The 17432-nt window shown below is 60.8% G+C and carries 18 protein-coding genes; 11 read left to right on the forward strand and 7 right to left on the reverse strand.

From position 1 onward, the window contains the following. Positions 1 to 74: 74 nt before the first annotated feature. The gene (locus P3T25_RS18640; protein ID WP_429358611.1) at positions 75 to 665 is read right to left on the reverse strand and encodes a TetR/AcrR family transcriptional regulator; all 591 of its coding nucleotides are present in this window, start codon (positions 663 to 665) and stop codon (positions 75 to 77) included. Positions 666 to 891: 226 nt separating this feature from the next. Between P3T25_RS18640 and P3T25_RS18645 the strand changes: the two genes are divergently transcribed. Genes P3T25_RS18645 through P3T25_RS18695 form a run of 11 tightly spaced genes read left to right on the forward strand, consistent with a single transcriptional unit; the run spans position 892 to position 9399 of the window. Beyond that, entirely contained in the window at positions 892 to 2214 is a 1323-nt protein-coding gene (locus P3T25_RS18645; protein ID WP_429358612.1) for an aromatic ring-hydroxylating oxygenase subunit alpha, read from the forward strand. A gap of 5 nt (positions 2215 to 2219) precedes the next feature. Beyond that, a complete protein-coding gene (locus tag P3T25_RS18650) occupies positions 2220 to 2612 on the forward strand; it encodes a hypothetical protein (RefSeq protein ID WP_429358613.1) in 393 nt (130 codons plus the stop codon). A 38-nt stretch (positions 2613 to 2650) separates the two neighbouring features. After that, complete coding sequence (locus P3T25_RS18655) at positions 2651 to 3067, forward strand: cupin (protein ID WP_429358614.1); 417 nt, start codon at positions 2651 to 2653, stop codon at positions 3065 to 3067. Beyond that, positions 3064 to 3396 carry a cupin domain-containing protein gene (locus P3T25_RS18660; RefSeq protein ID WP_429358615.1) on the forward strand — a complete coding sequence of 111 codons (333 nt, stop codon included), beginning with the start codon at positions 3064 to 3066 and terminating at the stop codon, positions 3394 to 3396. The genes P3T25_RS18655 and P3T25_RS18660 overlap by 4 nt, the downstream gene beginning before the upstream one ends. Then, the gene (locus P3T25_RS18665; protein WP_429358616.1) at positions 3393 to 4652 is read left to right on the forward strand and encodes an NAD(P)/FAD-dependent oxidoreductase; all 1260 of its coding nucleotides are present in this window, start codon (positions 3393 to 3395) and stop codon (positions 4650 to 4652) included. The genes P3T25_RS18660 and P3T25_RS18665 overlap by 4 nt, the downstream gene beginning before the upstream one ends. 2 nt (positions 4653 to 4654) lie before the next feature. After that, complete coding sequence (locus P3T25_RS18670) at positions 4655 to 5269, forward strand: nuclear transport factor 2 family protein (RefSeq protein WP_429358617.1); 615 nt, start codon at positions 4655 to 4657, stop codon at positions 5267 to 5269. Beyond that, complete coding sequence (locus P3T25_RS18675; RefSeq protein ID WP_429358618.1) at positions 5266 to 6252, forward strand: dihydroorotate dehydrogenase electron transfer subunit; 987 nt, start codon at positions 5266 to 5268, stop codon at positions 6250 to 6252. Before P3T25_RS18670 ends, P3T25_RS18675 begins: the two co-directional genes overlap by 4 nt. Continuing rightward, the gene (locus tag P3T25_RS18680; RefSeq protein ID WP_429358619.1) at positions 6246 to 7184 is read left to right on the forward strand and encodes a dihydroorotate dehydrogenase; all 939 of its coding nucleotides are present in this window, start codon (positions 6246 to 6248) and stop codon (positions 7182 to 7184) included. Before P3T25_RS18675 ends, P3T25_RS18680 begins: the two co-directional genes overlap by 7 nt. Further along, positions 7181 to 7552: a non-heme iron oxygenase ferredoxin subunit gene (locus tag P3T25_RS18685; protein WP_429358620.1), complete on the forward strand. Its 372-nt coding sequence runs from the start codon at positions 7181 to 7183 to the stop codon at positions 7550 to 7552. The genes P3T25_RS18680 and P3T25_RS18685 overlap by 4 nt, the downstream gene beginning before the upstream one ends. Continuing rightward, a complete protein-coding gene (locus tag P3T25_RS18690; RefSeq protein ID WP_429358621.1) occupies positions 7549 to 8646 on the forward strand; it encodes an asparaginase in 1098 nt (365 codons plus the stop codon). Before P3T25_RS18685 ends, P3T25_RS18690 begins: the two co-directional genes overlap by 4 nt. Positions 8647 to 8691: 45 nt before the next feature. Further along, on the forward strand, positions 8692 to 9399 hold the full coding sequence (locus P3T25_RS18695) for a hypothetical protein (protein ID WP_429358622.1): 708 nt from the start codon (positions 8692 to 8694) through the stop codon (positions 9397 to 9399). Between the two features lie 137 nt (positions 9400 to 9536). Here P3T25_RS18695 and P3T25_RS18700 read toward each other — a convergent pair whose 3' ends face one another. The 6 genes from P3T25_RS18700 to P3T25_RS18725 form a co-directional block, all read right to left on the reverse strand. Next, on the reverse strand, positions 9537 to 10658 hold the full coding sequence (locus P3T25_RS18700; RefSeq protein ID WP_429358623.1) for a porin: 1122 nt from the start codon (positions 10656 to 10658) through the stop codon (positions 9537 to 9539). Between the two features lie 310 nt (positions 10659 to 10968). Then, complete coding sequence (locus P3T25_RS18705; protein WP_429358624.1) at positions 10969 to 11667, reverse strand: ethyl tert-butyl ether degradation protein EthD; 699 nt, start codon at positions 11665 to 11667, stop codon at positions 10969 to 10971. 43 nt (positions 11668 to 11710) lie between these two features. After that, on the reverse strand, positions 11711 to 13162 hold the full coding sequence (locus P3T25_RS18710; RefSeq protein WP_429358625.1) for an amidohydrolase: 1452 nt from the start codon (positions 13160 to 13162) through the stop codon (positions 11711 to 11713). Next, the gene (locus tag P3T25_RS18715) at positions 13162 to 14646 is read right to left on the reverse strand and encodes an amidohydrolase (RefSeq protein WP_429358626.1); all 1485 of its coding nucleotides are present in this window, start codon (positions 14644 to 14646) and stop codon (positions 13162 to 13164) included. Before P3T25_RS18715 ends, P3T25_RS18710 begins: the two co-directional genes overlap by 1 nt. Before the next feature lie 123 nt (positions 14647 to 14769). After that, on the reverse strand, positions 14770 to 16098 hold the full coding sequence (locus tag P3T25_RS18720; RefSeq protein WP_429358627.1) for an MFS transporter: 1329 nt from the start codon (positions 16096 to 16098) through the stop codon (positions 14770 to 14772). 224 nt (positions 16099 to 16322) lie between these two features. Continuing rightward, positions 16323 to 17273: a LysR family transcriptional regulator gene (locus P3T25_RS18725; protein WP_429358628.1), complete on the reverse strand. Its 951-nt coding sequence runs from the start codon at positions 17271 to 17273 to the stop codon at positions 16323 to 16325. Between the last annotated feature and the right edge of the window lie 159 nt (positions 17274 to 17432).

The following is a 17432-nucleotide window of genomic DNA, read 5'->3' on the forward strand; positions in this document are numbered from 1 at the left end:
AATTTCAAAATTGTCTTTTTATTTTTCCTCTGACAGCTTCCGAGCGGCACCGGCGGGAACCGGCGACGCCGTGTTCAGCGGGCCTTCATATCCGTGTCGCCCAGCAACAGATCAGTCATCAAAGCGGCGATTCGTTCGATATCCCGCACGTCGCCAATCCGATGGTTGATGACGAAGCCGTCGAACGCCATCCAGATCACATGCGCGATCAGATCGTCGCGTGCGACTTCCGCGCGCTCGGGCGGCAGCGATTCGCGCAGCAGCCTGGTCAGAAATCCCTCGACCGAATCGAGCAGTTTCACGGGCTTTCCCATGTTCGGCGGCGCGCTTGCCAACGCGTCGATCAGCGCATTCGCGAATGCCTGGTCGGAGGCTGGAATGTCAGCCCAGAGGCCCGTCAGGATTCGTCGTATCTTTTTCTTCGGATTGGACAACAGCACCACTTCCGCTCGAAGCGCGTCGAGCTGCTTCATCAGCCATGGCTGGTAGAGCTCGTACAGGATGATGAGTTTCGAATCGAAATAGACGTAGAGATTGGCCACTGTCGTGCCGGCCTGGCGCGCGATTTCGGTCATCGTGGTCGCGGAATAGCCCTTCTCGCTGAACGCCGAAAATGCGGCTGCCAGAATCGCTTCCCGTACTTCTGCTTTTTTTACCTGCGGCACTGGATCCCCTGAATCGGTTGGTTTTCGCATTCTGGCGGAGAGGGCCGGAGCGATATCCCCGCCTGCACGCTCGTCATTCTAGCAACCGTCCTCGCGGCGTGAGCGATCGAGTCGCACATCGACGCTCAACACCTTTGGCCGGAAAGACTTGACAGCACAATTTTTCAAAAACAGAATGACATTCGTTATTAGACGATTTGCATCTTCCTGTTGAGGATTTCTGCTGATGAACGAGACACCCGCCCCGGAAGGCACGCTCACTGCGCGGTATGCGCATCTCGGCTCGGGGTTGATCCCGGTCGAGCCTTACATTTCGGCCGAGTACTACGAGCGGGAAAAGGCCCATATCTTCAAGAAGACCTGGCTGCAGGTCGGCCGGGTGGAGGAGATTCCCGCCGCCGGTGACTACTTCGTTAAAAAACTGGACGCTTGCGACACTGAAATCATCGTGGTGCGCAACAAGCAGGGCCAGATTCGCGCGATGCACAACGTGTGTTCGCACCGGCTCAACCAGATTGCGTATGACAGGACCGGCCACACGCGCAAGTTCTTCTGCAAGTTTCACGGCTGGGCGTACGACCTCGACGGCAACCTGACGGGTGTGCCGGACGAAAAGTGTTTCTTCGGGATCGATTTCAAGGATTACGCGCTGACCCGCGTCGCTTGCGACGTGTGGCAGGGCTTCATCTTCGTCAACATGGATCCGGAACCGAAGATGTCGCTGGACGACTTCATGAAGCCGATGTACGGCGACATCGAAGGCTATCCGTTCGACAAGATGACGGTCGGTTTTGCATGGGAAACGGTGGTCGATTGCAACTGGAAGCTGGCGCTCGACGCGTTCCAGGAGGCGTATCACGTCGCCTATGTGCACGGCAATTCGATCGCCGATGCAATTGACAGGAGCGAGGGGGGAAGCATGCCGCCGCTCGACGCGCTGTGCGGCGATCTGCATCGACGGCTGTCTCTCGCGGGCAACCAGAAGTCGGTCTACGGCAATCCGAAAGCTGTTACGTCGGGCGGCGCGGCCGCCAGCGAAGCGCTGTCCGATGCCGGTTCCAAACGGCCGATTGCCGCGTCGGCGTTGCGCGCGGGCATCGGCAGCGCACGCCACGCGTTTCCGCTCGACGCACTGCCCAAAGGTGTGAACTGGACCCAAAGCCCGAGCTGGCTGTTCGACATCAACGTCGTGTTTCCGGACTTCTATCTGTCGCTGCGGCCCAACTATTGCCAGGCATACAACTTCCGGCCGATCGCGCACAACAGGACGCTGCTCGAAGCGCGCGTGTACTACCCGGAAATGACGACGCCAGGTGGCCGCTTCTTCCTCGAGTACATGAAGGTGGCGCTGCGCGACGTGCTCCTCGAAGACCTGAGCACGCTCGAACGCACGCAGCGTGCTGCGGAAACGGGTGTGAAGAAATTCATGGTGCTGCAGGACAACGAACTGCTGGTTCGTCACAGCTATCACGTCATTGAACGCCTGCTGGCCGAAGCGGAAGCGGAAGTTAACACGGCCGTCAGCAAAGCCGAAGCGGTTACGGAGTGAAGATCATGGAACAAAAAGTCATCGTCATGGCAAAGCGTGAGGCGCGAACCGTGCCGGTCGCGCTGCCCGAAGCGTTCAGCGATCTGACCTGTTTTATCGGGACCTGGGCGCTACCCACGGAGACCCAGCGCAACACGCAGCGCCATACCGTCGGCATGGAGGCGATCGTCGAGTTCAAGGACGCGATGCTGCCGAAAGTCGATGAAGTCGTCGCATGGTTGAACCAGTACGAACTCGCCAGCCTGCCGGAGGAAGCGAAAACGTTGATGTACCTGTTGCTCTCGTTTGCGGAGATCGCGCCGGCCGTCGAGTTTTACCAGCAGCCGGCGGTGATCGACGGATACGATCCGCGCCGGTTCGTCGCCGATGAAACGTTCACGATGCGTCCGGCCATCTGAAACCGCCGCGACGTGCTAATTCGGATCAGGAGAGCGCTATGCCGAAGTGCCGGATATTTGGAATCGACGATGGTCTCAAGCAGGTCGTCGCCGACGGACTCTATATGAAGACGATGATCGGTCAAACGATGAGCGTTGCCGTCATCAAGTTTGTGGAAGCCGCTGGGCGCGAGCTGCCCGCGAAGGCGCACGATCACGGTGAGGAAGCGTCGTTGCAGGTGCGCGGTGCATGTTCGATATTCGAGGTGCACGCGGGCGGCCCAGAGATCGAGCGACCGCTGAATGCGGGCGAGGCGATGATCATCCCCGCCGGGTTGAGCCATTACGGTGTGAATCGCTTCGAAGGCGCGGGCGTCAGCATGAGGCTCAATGTCGTGACACCGCCGCGCGCTGAATACGGCAGCGGCGACGAAACGCCGTATTATCCGCTCGCCGATCGGGAGAACGCATCGTGACCCGCATCGAGCAGTGCCTGCTGGTTCCCGAGCCAGTTGCGTCGTCGGCCATGCAGACCGCGGACGGAAACGCGCTGGCCGCCGCAATACAACTGCTGTCACGCGACGAAACCGTCGACTTCGGCGAAGACGTGCTGGGCGAAGAGGTCGGTGCGGTGCTCGAAGGACGCGTCGACGTCGTTGCGGCACACGAGCATTACATCCTGTCTGAAGGCGAGGCGATCCTCATTCCGCCCAACGAGCCACGCCACTATACGTGTGTGTCGGACCGCTGCATGCTGTACCGCGTGACGGTGCGTACCGCTGTGGATCAGGAGCATCAGCCATGACTGCGTCGCATATCGCGATTGTCGGCGCGGGCCACGCGGGCGGGCGTGTCGCGCAGCACCTGCGCGCGCTCGGGCACACCGGCCGCGTCACGCTGATTGGCGCGGAAGCGCATGCGCCTTATGAGCGTCCGGCGCTGTCCAAGGATTTGCTACTCGGCACGAGCCCGCAGGAAAGCCTCGCGCTGGCGCCTGCAGAATTCTGGTCGGTAGACGCGTTGTCGGCTGCGAGTATCGAACGGATTCACGCGTGCGCCGATTCGCTCGATATCGACGCACGACGCGTGCAACTGGACAACGGACGCAGCGTCGATTTCGATCTGATGGTCGTTGCCACGGGCGGCGAGGCGCGACGTCCCGCTTTCATGACCGCAGCAATGCCGGGCGTACACGTGCTCAGAACACTTGACGACTGCCTTGCGCTGAAGGAGTCGCTCGCCGGTGGCCGACGGCTTGCGATTATCGGTGCGGGCGTGATCGGGATGGAAGTCGCGTCGACTGCGATCGCGCTCGGCGTGCCCGTTACCGTACTCGAAGCGGGCAACGGCATCATGAATCGCTGCCTGCCGCCGCTCGTGGCCGGTTGGCTCGCGCAGCAGCACATCGCGCGAGGCGTCGAGTTGCATACGGGCGTCAGCGTCGAGCGGATCGTGGCGGCGGAACGGCAACAGACGAATGTGCACCGGCTGCGAGTCGATGCCACACGCAACGGCGTGCCGATTGGCGTCGACGCGGATTGCGTGCTGATCGCGATCGGCGTCGATTGTAATCCGCGCTTTCTGAAGCACACAGGCCTGTCTGATGCGCGCGGTATCACCGTGGACGCGTTCTGCCGAAGCCCGCAATTGCCATGGCTATACGCGGCCGGCGACGTCGCCTGCACGCTCGACAGTGACGCCGGTCTTCATCTGCGCCAGGAAACCTGGCGCAACGCGGAGAACCAGGCACGCGCCGTCGCGGAAATCATCATGGGGCGCACGCAGCCGTATCGGGAAACGCCGTGGATGTGGACCGATCAGCTCGGTCACGCGATTCAGGTGACCGGTTTGCCCGAGGCTAACGATGCGACCGTTGTACGCGGCGATCTGAATGCGGCGAGCGCGACCGTCATATCGCTGCGTGACGGCTGCGTGAGCGCCGGCGTCACGATCAACCAGAGCCGCGACCGGCGCCATCTGGAAGCGCTTGTCAAATCACGCAAGCGGATCGATCCACAACAGCTTGGCAACGCGCTGATTTCGCTGAAGGAGCTGGTTTGACAATGAACAGCCCAATCGAGAAAACCGTGGTGGGAGATACCGCATCGCTCGAAGCGCGCGTGGCGCGGCTCGAAGCGATCGATGCAATACGCGCGCTGAAAGCGCGTTACGCAGCGTTAGCCGACGCCAAATACACCGCCGACTATCAGCGCCAACCCGACGAAGTGATGCGCGAGATCGCGCGTCAACAGGCGGAATGCTTCACCGAAACGGCGGTGTGGGTCGGTGGCTCCGGATTCGGTGACAACCTGGTGGGCCGCGAGAAATTGGCCGACTGGTTTCAACGATCGCCATGGCTGTTCGCGATGCACTACTACGTCAGCGAAACGCTCACATTCATCGACACCCGCAACGCGGTCGGCACCTGGCGCTTGTGGCAACTGGCCCTGCGCGACGATGACGCACGCGCCGTGATGCTCGGCGCCGTCACCGAAGAGAAGTACGTGCGCGAAGCGTCGGGCGAGTGGCTGGTGCGGGAAATGCGATTTACGCAGCTTCACATGCTAGAGCCCGGCGCGCAGCCGTTCCCGCTCGCGAGCGACTTCGCATCGCTGAATGCGAAACGAGTGAGCGAACAAAGGACATTGATTCGACAGGATACAACGGAAGAAACATGACAAGCTTACAGACAGACGCCTGCGCGGCGGGGAACCCGGCATCGGACAACGACGCGCGAACAACGGGCGGCCATTGCACCAACGAAACGCGTGCAACAGGCAAGGTGGTTCCGCTGTGCGCGCATCGCGACGACGCAGCATCCGCTGCAGATCCGACGTGCAGCCGGATGCCGTCGATTGCGGAGAACCAGTGTGTCGTGCGTTCGAACGAGTGGGTGAATCCGGAATACAAGCATCTCGTGTTGAGCGCGCCTGATCTCGCGCTGACCGCGCGCGCCGGGCAGTTTTTCCATCTGGCGTGTCCGCCTTCGAATGATGAAGTGCCGTATTTGCGGCGGCCTATGAGTATCTATCGCGTAGCGCCGGACAATCAGCGCATCGAGTTTCTTTACAAGGTGCAGGGCGTCGGCACGCGCGGCCTCGCGCAACTGAACAGGGGCGACACGCTCGACGCGCTCGGTCCGCTCGGCAAGGGCTTCGATCTTCCTGCGACAACCGGAGCGGCTCACGTGCTGCTGCTGGCGCGCGGTGTCGGCCTCGCGACGATGGCGCCGCTTGCGCAAGAAGCGATTGCGGCAGGCGCCCACGTGACCGCCTTGCTGAGTGCGCGCAGTCCGTCGCTGGTGATGTCGGCGGACTATTTGCGCGACGCAGGGGCCGACATCGTCATCGTCACTGACGACGACCAGACCAGCGACGTGGTTCAGGTCGAGCACCTGATCCGTCGCCTCCACGCGTCCCGGCCTATCACCTTTGCGACGACGTGCGGGTCGAACCGCTTGCTGTCGATGCTTCAACGCGTTGCAGCGGAATTGCGGATTCTTGGACAGATCGCGCTTGAGCAGCACATGGGCTGCGCGATCGGCGCGTGCTATGCGTGCGTGCGCCCGTTTCGCAAGTCCGCCGGTTCCGACGAACTGACCTATCGCCGCGTGTGCTGGGACGGTCCTGTCTTCGATCTTCAGGAAACGACATCATGGTAGACCTCAGCGTCAAGATCGGCTCGCTCACGCTTGCCAATCCGGTCATGCCCGCGTCCGGCACTTTCGCGGAAGGCACGTCGCGGGTGTTCGACCTCGACTGGCTCGGCGCGATTGTCACGAAGACGATCACGCAGGATGTCCGCGAAGGCGTGCCGCCGCCGCGCGTCGCCGAGTTTCGCGATGCCACGCTGTTTTCGATCGGCATTCCGAGCAAGGGCAGTGATTACTACATCGAGCAGACTGTTCCGTTCTATCGCCGCTACACCCCACCGCTGGTCGCAAGCATCTCGGCGAACACGATCGAGGAGTTCGGCACGCTGGCCGCGAAAATCGCGGTGCCGGGCGTGGCCGCGATCGAGGCGAATGTATCGTGCCCGAATCTGAAAAAGGATGGCCGTGCGTTCGGCATGGATCCGGAGGCAACGTATCAGGTCGTCAAGGCGATGAAGGAAGCATGCGGCCTGCCGGTCTGGGCGAAGATGACGCCGAATGCGGGCAATGTGGTCGAAGTCGCGCTGGCCGCGGAAGAGGCGGGCGCGGATGCGCTCGTCGTCAGCAACGCGATTCTGGCGATGGCGATCGACGTCGAAACGTTCCGGCCGCGTGTCGCGAACGTGATGGGCGGACTGACCGGCGCGGCAACCCGCCCGATCATGCTGCGTATCGCGTACCAGTGCGTACAGGCCGTGAAGATTCCGGTGATCGGATGCGGCGGCATCGGCACGGCAGCCGATGCGCTGGAATTCCTGCTGGCCGGTTGCCGCGCCGTGCAGGTCGGCACGGCTAACTTCGTGTCGCCCACGGCGATGCCGCGCCTGATCCACGATCTCACTGTGTATTGCGAGCGGCACGGCGTATCGAAACTGTCCGACCTGATCGGCGCTGTGCGGATGCATGAACCCATCAAACTTCAACAGAAGGCGGCCCTATGAACGCGATTCACGAAATCAAGGTGGCGTCCGCAGGCGACTACGTTCGTGAAGACGACGGCTGGTATCGGTTGGGGGCGATGGAACAGGTGTTCGGCTCGCGCGCGTGTCGCGGGATCGAACTGGAGGGCGTCAAGGTCGGGCTGTTCCTGATCGATGGCGATGTGCACGCGCTCGACGATATCTGTACGCACGGCGCGGCGCTGCTGAGCGATGGCGAATTCGATGGGCATGAAATCGAATGCCCGCTGCATGCAGGTCTCGTCGACGTTCGCTCGGGCAAGGCGTTGTCGGCACCGATCACGCGGGATACGCGCTGCCACGAGGCGAAAATCGTCGGGGACGAACTGTTCGTTCGTCTGCAAGCATGAAGCACGACGACATGGAAGCGCGGATTGCGTCGCGCGATGCCGTGCGTCCGCGAATCGCAGTGATCGGCACGGGCGGCACCTTTGCCATGCATGGCCGCCACCGCTTCGACTGGATTGAATATGCCGACAGCGGCGTGATTCACCCGATCGACGATCTGTTGGCGCGGCTCGGCGAACTCGCGCCGGACGTCGACGTCGTGCCGATTCCGTTCCGCAGTCTGGGCAGTGTAGCGATTACGCCGAAGGACTGGCTGGAGCTCGCCGCGCTGATTCGCGATACAGCCGCAGCCGATCCGTTGCTGACGGGCTTTGTCGTCACGCACGGTACGGCGACGCTTGAGGAGACCGCCTGGTTTCTCGACCTCGTATTGGCCGTCGAGCAACCCGTTGTGCTGACCGGCGCGCAGCGGCCCGCCAACACAGAAGGCAGCGACGCCGCGGCGAATCTGCGCGGCGCGGTCGCGCTCGCGGCTGCCTCGGCCTCGCGCGGCGCCGGCGTGCTGGTGACGATGGGCGGATTGTTTTTCGCTGCACGGGACGTGACGAAGGCGGCCAGTTTCGAGCTTGCTGCATTCGAAGCGCCACCATACGGACCGCTTGGTCGGATCGACGCCGACGCCAGCGTGGTGTGGCGCCGTCGCGTGTTTCGTGACGGGCAGCGGGGCGCGGCATTTGCTGCGGTGCTTGATCACGCCTCCACACGCGCGTTCACGCTGCCGCGGGTCGATATCGTGACATCCTATGCGGGCGCCGACGGCACGGCGATCGACGCCTTTGTTTCGGCGGGAGCTTGTGGCATCGTCTGCGCGGGGCTTGCGCCTGGGCGGCCGGCCTCCGGCGAAATGCGCGCTCTGCGGGACGCTGTGCAGGCGGGCGTGATGGTCGTTCAGGCGACGCGCGCGCCGCGCGGCGTGGTGCCGGTGCAGCGTTTTCTTACGGTTGACGGAATACTGGTCGGTGGCGATCTGGCGCCCGCGAAGCTGCGCATTGCGCTGATGCTTGCGCTGGCCGCGGATCATTCGGGCAGGGCTGCGCCTGACCGGGCTGCGAGCGTCGATTTCGAGCGCTTGCAGACCTGTCTGCTCGACCTATGACGAGGCGTTCCTTTTCCTGCGTACAACACCTACGTTCAGACAATCATGCAATTCTCCTACCTCGTAACGTTTACGCACCCCGACGCGAATGCGCGTATTAGCGACGCGGATTTGCAATCCATCACCGATTGCATTCGGACCACGCCTGCCATGAGCCGCGCACGCTTGTACACGCCGCAAAGCGCGAAAGACTTCTACACGAACGACGGCCCGTCGCCGATTTTCGCGTTCCAGCTCGACTTCGAAAAGCTCGCGGCGCTCGAAGCTGCAATATCCGCCGACGGTCACCTGCAGCAGATCGCTCGCACGGAATTCGAAAGTCTGAAGCCGTCTGCAGTCGAACAGCAGGTCATGGCGCGCCGGCCCTATCCGGTGCTTGAACCAGAAGCCAAGGTGCCGGACGGCGCGCTTCCCTGCCAGTTCCTGGTTCACTATCCGGGGCACGCTGAAAACTTCGACGAGTGGCTCACTTACTATCTGGCACACCACCCACAAATCATGAAGTTCTTCGACGGTGTGCGTGAGATCGAGATTTTCACACGGGTCGATTGGGTTGATGCAATGCCGTGGCGCAAGGTTCACTACATGCAGCGTAACAAGCTGATGTTCGATAGCGCCGAGGCGATTACCCATGCCATGAATTCGCCGGTAAGACATCAGATGCGGGCAGATTTCGAGAAATTCCCGCCGTTCGAAGGGAGCAATATCCATCATCCCATGTCGGCAAGAACCTTCTTCGGTGAGGCCCGTTAAGGCGACACCGTGAGCGGCGTTAAAAACGCGTGCGGCTCATCATTTCAGGTTGTGCCGCGATGTGTGCTGCCGGAATGCGCCTCGATCAGTTCGCGCATCCGTCAGCACACGTTGCCGTTGTCTCGAAACCAGGGTCCCTAGAACTTCTTCCGGATCCCGACCAGGGCCATGAACTGGCTGTTATTGCTGGACATCGCCGTTCCGTTGAGAATCCACGCATGAGCCGTACCTGCGGCCCTTTGGTAGACAAGGTTGCTGTACAGGTCGACTGTCTTGGACAGGAAGTAGTTGACCCCTAATGCGCCCTGGTTGTAATGCGTATTCCCACCGGCGGCAACGGTACTTCTCTGAGTGGTGTAGAGATAGGCTGCAGTTAACACCGTAGCGGGCGTGAGCTGATAGCGTAGGCTCGTTTCGTAGTTGTTGAACTTCAGTGTGCCGCCGATCGTCGCGTCGAAGGCCGCATGTGTATAGATGACGCTCGCGAGGAGCGCGCCGAACGTATACGTGCCGCCGGCGCCCCATACCGTGTGCTTCGCAATGCCGCCCGCAGCAATCGTCGGAAGCGCGCCATACGTGTTATCCGACGCTTCCGCACCGGCTGTGCCGTGGCCAGGTTGATTGACCGTAAAGAAACCAGCATCGAGGTGGATCGGGCCGTTCACGTAGTCGGCGCTGCCGCTCCACAGGCGGTTGGTATTGATCTCGCCAGGGAGGTTCGAAAACGCATACAGGACCTTCGCCTTGAAACCGTAGATGGTAGGTGTCGTGTATTTGATCGCATTGTTGGGCCGGAATGTGCAGTTCATGTCGTCGCTGTCATACGGGTGGAACGTATAACCGGACATATATAAGGCGGCCATTTCGTTGCCCACATCTTCCTGAAACGGCATGTATTGGCGACCGGCCGTTACGGTCCCCCAACGGTCGTTGACGAGGCCCACGTATGCGCTGCGGCCGAACATCCGGCCGCCTTGTCCGAGCGCGCCGTTCTGAATGTTGAAGCCGTTCTCCAGTCTGAAGGTGACTTTCGTACCGCCGCCGATGTCTTCAAAGCCGAGCAAGCCCCACCGGTTGGCTGACATGGCGCCGGGCAGCGCTTGAATGCCGTGATTGATATGGCCGTTGGTCGAACCCTGGTTGCTCGTGTAGCCAATTGCCGAATCGACGAGCCCATACAGTGTTACGCTGCTTTGCGCGTGTGCGGTGCCTGCGATGGAGCCGAGCAGAGTAGCGGTGATTAGAACTTTCCTACACATTTTAAACATCCTCTTAAAGTGCTGCGTAGATCGCTCGAAGTGTTGTTAGTGGTGTTCGATTTTTCGAGGCGATTCGTTGACGAAATTGATTTCAAAACGTAATTGACTATTTTTATTTGCTAAGTATTACTAATATTAAAGCGTGTGATATGGGGTGGCGAATGAAGACTTATCTGGTTTGTCTTTCTCCTGTCAACTATGTCCATCTTCGGAATGCCGGCCCCTGGAAGCGCGATCGTCCGGCAAGCAATTCAGATTGCAGGGTCAAACGTAACGTTCAGACGAAGAATGCCGGTGTTTCGAAAGACTTCTAGTTGCCCGGAGCGATTACGTTGGTGAGCATCGGGTAGTGGCAAGCTCGTCCCGAAAACGCCGGAAACCGCCCGTTGTCTTCTCGCATTCGCGCACGAACGGGCGACGTCAGCGCGTCGGCGAGCAGTTGCGACGAAGGGAAGGTCAGCATGTTTCGCTGCATGTAGTTCACGCGCGTCCATGGCATCGACTCACACCAGTCGACCCGGGTGAATACGTTGACCTGCCGTACGTGCGGGTAGTCGAGCATGATCTGGGGGTGATGTGCGACGTAGTAGGAAAGCCAGTCGTTGAAATTTTCCGCAGCGCCCGGGTAATGCACGAGATAGCTGCACAACGTCGGTTCCGCGGTCGTCCTCGCGAGCGGCAGAAACGTTCGGGTCAGCATGGCTTGATGCGTGACCAGGCTTGCGCCCGGCGCGAGCCAGTCGTCCGACTGCGCAAGCCGCCAGAGATGTCCGCCCGCGGTGACTTGTGACTCGAGTGCCTCGATGCTGGCGAATTCGAGCCGCAGCGCGAGCAGGGGCGAAGGCCCGTCGTCGTGATAAGTCGTGATTTGGGCAGGCGTATAAAGCTCGGCCTTCATCATGTCAGGTGTCGCACGGATGGCTTCCCGAATGAGCCGACAATGTGTCGCGCTTACCCGAGCATGCGGATCGTGCTCGTTAGTCGCCGTGATGAAATAGGAAAATGTCATGGATCAGGTCAGGTCAAGTGCGTAAAAGGAGTGCGGTTGGGCGCTAGGTAGGGTTTCCCTTTCCCGTCCTTTTACGCAGCGGCGGCGCGAGTACCGATTCGGGAATAGGGCAGACATAGGGACGTCCGCCGGTAAGGCGCGCATGTTCTGCCTGAGCTGCGCCGATACGCGATGGCTCCGCCAGCAGATCCACCGCGGTCGCCGCGAGTACCTTTGCCGCATGCAGCATTCCTTTGTGCGCGGCGGGCAGTTTCCCCTGCGACACCAGTTGCCACGTGTGCATGTTGGTACCCACTGCGTAGCACGCGCCGAGGTATTGGGTTGTCGGCACGACCCAGCTCACGTCGCCGACATCGCTCGATCCTGTCAACGAGCCTGGTTCCTCGTTCAGTGGAAGCGGCGTGTCGGCGAGTCCACGAGCATCGGCGGGTCCGCGATAGGCGTCGAGACATTCCTGCAAATCACCCGCGCTGATGTTTCCGGCGAGCCGCGTGACGAAATCGCGGTCGGACTGGTCGAAGGGGGGAGGACCGAAACGCTCGAGGTTCGCCATGATCAAGGCTTCAATCGTTTCGTTGCGCAGGACGTCCGAGCATGCGCGATCGACTTCAACTTCGACGGTTGTTTCGGTCATCAGCGCAGCGCCCGCGCCGATTCGCCGAACGCGCTCGAATAGCGCCCACGCCTGCTCGATGTTCGGCGCACGGACGACGTACAGCACTTCGGCACGAGCCTGAACAACGTTTGCAGCGAGGCCGCCGGCATCGGTGATTGCGTAATGGACGCGAGCCTCGGTGGGCATATGTTCGCGCAGGAAATTCACCCCGACGTTCATCAGTTCAACCGCATCGAGCGCGCTGCGTCCGAGATGGGGTGAAGCCGCCGCGTGCGAGGCCACGCCGGAGAAGCGGAAAAATGCCTGCATCACCGCCAGCGATTTGTACTTGAAAATCCCCGAGAACGGGCCAGGGTGCCAGGTCAACGCGAAGTCGATTTCATCGAAGACGCCGTCGCGAGCCATGTAAGTTTTGCCGGCACCACCTTCCTCCGCGGGGCATCCGAAGTAACGGACGATCCCAGGCAAATCCTGGGAAATGAGGTAGTCGCGCGTGGCAACTGCTGCCAGCATCGCGCCGACACCGAGCAGATGATGGCCACATCCGTGTCCGCTCCCCCCGGCGCATACCGGGCACGCTTCCACGGCCGAGGCTTGCTGGCTCATGTTCGACAACGCGTCGTATTCGCCCAGGAACCCGGCGACGGGTCCTTCATTCCCGGCTTCCGCGACGAACGCCGTGGGCAGACCGCCAAGGTTTCTCGTGATCCGAAATCCTTCGCGCTCAAGCAACTCGATCTGTGCTTCGACTGAGCGAAATTCTTCCCAACGAGTCTCGGCAAGATCCCAGATCCGATCCGCAAGATCAATAAAGTCGTCACGCTTTGCTTCGACGAACTGCTCGATGAGTCCGATCCGTTGGTTATCTTCGCGCTTCATCACGCGTTACCCCCGGCGTATTGGTGCGGAAACGCCCCCCGAACCGAACCTCTTTGCGCTCGGCCTTCTTTAGCGACGGGAGGAAGCACGTCGTCCGGAATGGGGCAGATGTAGGTTTCTCCAGCCGATTGCTCACGCAATTCCGCCTTGGCCTGTTCAAGCAATGAAGGACTCGCGTAGAGCGCTGCGGCTGTGGCGGCCATCACCTTCGCGATCTGCAGCATGCCCTTGTGCGCGATCGATGATTTGCCCTGGGCGACCAACTGCCACGAATGGAACGGCGTGCCCAGCGCAAAGCAGGCGCCGAGACAGCGGGCTGTCGGTACGACCCAACTGACATCCCCCACGTCGGTCGACGCCGGCAACAACGATGGCATCGATTCAGCGGGCAGGACCCCGTCATGCAGAATGCCCGTGAGCCGATGGGCGCCGAAAATCGACAAGCTGCCCTTTACTTCGGCGGGTGAAATGGCGGCGTGCATGCGCGCGGCAAAATCGTGATCGACGGTGTCGAACGGCGCTGGGCCGATTGCGAGCATGCGCTCGTACATCAGATCGGACAGGACCTTGTTGGGCTTCATATTCGACATGGCCTTTTCCACCCGGCATACGACGGTGGTGTCGGTCATCATCGCGGCGCCGTCCGCGATCTTGCGTAGCCGATCGAGCAGCGAATGGATCGTGGAGAGTTCAGGTGCGCGCAATTGATAGACGACCTCCGCACGAGCTTGAACGACGTTGGGTGCTGTTCCTCCCGTGTCGTGCAGCGCGTAGTGAAGGCGAGCGTCGCTTGGAATGTGCTCGCGCAGATAGTTGGCGGCGACATTCATCAGCGTGACGGCGTCCAGTGCGCTGCGTCCCAGGTGAGGCGCGGCCGCCGCGTGTGCGGCGACGCCGCTGAACGTGAAGCGCGCGTGGAGCGTCGCAAGGGTTGTCATCGCATCGATGGCGAGGACGCTTGCAGGATGCCAGGTGAGCGCGGTGTCGAGATCGGCAAATGCGCCAGCTCGTGTCATGAACGTCTTGCCGGCTCCGCCTTCCTCGGCGGGGCAGCCGTAATAGCGGACCCGGCCGGCGCGCCTGGAAGCATGGAGCCAATCCTTGACGGCGAACGCGGACATCAGCGCCGCGCCGCCAAGCAGGTTGTGACCGCAGCCGTGTCCGCTGCCGGCGTCTGGTGCCGGTTGCCGGGTGGCGGAGTTGGCGACCTGGCTGAGGTGAGGCAGCGCGTCGTACTCGCCGAGAAAGCCGATGACCGGGCCGCCATCGCCGGCTTCGGCCACAAACGCAGTAGGGATGCCCGCAACGTCCCGCGTGATCCGGAAGCCATGCCGCTCGAGCTCGCGGATTTGCAGTTCCGCCGACTCGTACTCCGCATAGGCCGTTTCAGCGAGATCCCACAGCCGGTCGCTCAGGTGCACGCACACATCACGGTACGATTCGATCCGCGCGGCAATCTCTTGATCGAGTTGATCGAAATTCACTTGCTCTCCGGTTCGATTGACGCACGAAACCCGTTGCCGTTCGACCCGTAATCGAAATGACATGCCGGGCCTCGCAGTCGAATGACGAACATGAATAATTAATCCGGGTGGATCGACGGACTGCTAGATCCCCGCTTTGGCGCGAAATACGCTGTTGCGTCTCAGCGTTGCGCGATGTCGCATGTAAAGCGTCAGCACGGCGAGCAGCGAAATAGAGTTTGCGGCGAGCAGATACCAGGCCGGCGACATCGGGTCGGCTGTCCTCGCGGCGAGCCATGCGACTACGACCTGCGCGCTGCCGCCGAAAATCGTGGTCGGCACGCTGAAGCAGACGGACACGCACGTGCTGCGAATCGCGTTAGGAAATATCTCGGGAATGAAGCACAGTTGAAACGGAGCCATCAGCACGCGCAACAACGTCAGCAGTGCAATCATCGAAAGAAAGGTGACAGCCGTGCCGTTCTGAGTGACCCACACGAATGCCGGCACGATCGCCAGCACCGTCAAAACCTGCGGCAGTACCATCCACTTCGTATTGGGAAACCGGTCGTAGATCAGGCCGGCGGCCAGCGACGCAAAAATGCCCACGCCGCCTGTGATGAGCCCGACCAGCATCGAGGTCGACGTGGGCAGGTGCAGCACGCGCAGGCCGTAGGTCGTCATGTAGTACCCGACGACATACACCGTGATCGTCGGTCCGATCAGCACGGCACACGAGATCAGCAAATCGGAAAGGTGCTTACTGACAATGATGGATACGAGTTCCCCCGTACCTTTGACCGCAGACTCGGTATTGAGGGTTTCGCTCAACTGCTTCCGGATATACAGTCCGATCGGTGCGATCAGCAGACCGACGACAAACGGTACGCGCCATCCCCACTCCGCGAGCGCCGCTGACGACAGCATCGACGACACGATGTAACCGACCAGCCCGCCCAGCAGCGAAGCCACGCCTTGGGTTGCAAGCTGCCAGCTCGTATAGAAGCCGCGCCGGTTCGATGACGCCATTTCGAGCATGTACGTTGTCGCGGGTCCCATTTCACCGCCGGCCGAAAATCCTTGCAGCAGACGGCCGATGACGACGAGTATGGGCGCCACCACGCCGATCGTCGCATACGAGGGTGTGAACGCGAGGATCGCGGTGCCAAGTGCCATCAGACCGATCGTTAGAGACAGCGCCGCCTTGCGTCCCGAACGGTCCGCATAGGCACCGATTACCAGGCCGCCGATCGGGCGTGCGACGAAGCCGACGCCGAACACCGCGACCGATGCGATCACCTGGCTCGCCGGAGAAAACGCCGGGAAAAATGCCTTGCCGATGAATACCGCAAAAAAGGCGTAGACCGTGAAGTCGAAGAATTCCAGGGCGTTGCCCACGACCACCGCAATGAAGTCGAGGGTCGATGCTGTGCGGACTGTCGGGTGCTCACACCCGTTTGCTTGATTTGACACACCCGTCTCCGAATTGGGTTAGCGCCGGCACGCTTGCCGTGCGATTGAAAAAATAATGACGTTCTTTTTTGGTGTCGTCAACGTGTCAAAAATTTGTTTTGCTTTACTGAACGATTGATGATTCAGAAAGTACACACGAAGCAATCTGGCGCCATGCTGTCCGGCATGGCGAGAATGGATTGCGTCCAGGAGAAACCACTTGCCGCAGAGCGAGTGGTTGCTGCCTACAGCAGGCACTCAACAGAGTGAAAGAGCCGGCGCTTGAAAGGATCTTCGGATGCCATGGAGGTGCGGATCACGCTGGTCAGACACTCCACAAAGTATTTGGCGGCATTGCTGAGCGGTGCGGCGCGCCGGTATATAAGACTGATCTCGGCTTCGGCAATGGAGTCGACCAGCGGAAGGACCGTCAATCGTTCCTTACTCACGAGTAGTTCAGCAAGCGGCCAGGGCATCAGCGTCAACATGTCGGTGCTTGCGACCAGCCCAAGCGCGATGGCGCTGGAATGCGAAATATGAATGCGGGGTTCGTAGACGCGGCAATATTCGGTGAACGCATTGGTCGCGGCGAGTTCGTCGACGGAGGAGTCGCGATTCAGAATCCACTCGGCGTCCTTCAATTCATGCAGCGATCTACATCCTGCCAGGCGATGTTCTGTCCGGCCGACCACCGCGTAGCCGGTGCGAAACAACGGGACATGTGTGAACTCCTCCGTTTGCGTAACAGAGCTAGCCCTTCCAATCGAGATATCGAGCGTTCCGTCGCGCAATCTTGGTATCGACACGGTTGCCAATCCTTCGAAGAATTCCATCTTTACCTCGGGCATACGCGTCTGGAACAGGCCGACAACCTCTCCAAGCAACGTTAGACCGACCCACGACACCGCTGCAATCGACAGGGTGCCGTCCCTCTTACCGGATAGCCGCTCCATTTCCTGCCGCGCTCGCGCCAACTGTCCGACTGTCAGCCTTGCATGCCCGAGCAGCGTCTGACCTGCCTCGGTCAGCGTCACACCCGTAGCCTCGCGTACGATCAGCGTGACATTCAGATCTTCTTCAAGCTCGCGTATCGCCTTCGTAATGGCGGCCGGCGAGAGGTCCGTGGCGCGGGCTGCGTTCCGGATGCTGCCGGTGTCGGCGATCGCAACAAGTGCGCGGAGTTGATGTAGCTTCATGGTCAATGTATGACACCAAATTTTTTCAGGAGGAGACAACCGGGAGTCAACGGCAACACTTTCATTGAGTTGTTGGCCGGTTATCTGTCGACATACTCTACGCCAGCAGAAAGTGGAAAAATTTGCGCCGCGGTTGGCGGCGCGAATCTTTCGAAACGA

The sequence above is a fragment of the Paraburkholderia sp. GAS32 genome (assembly GCF_050434225.1).
GTDB classification, from domain to species: domain Bacteria; phylum Pseudomonadota; class Gammaproteobacteria; order Burkholderiales; family Burkholderiaceae; genus Paraburkholderia; species Paraburkholderia madseniana.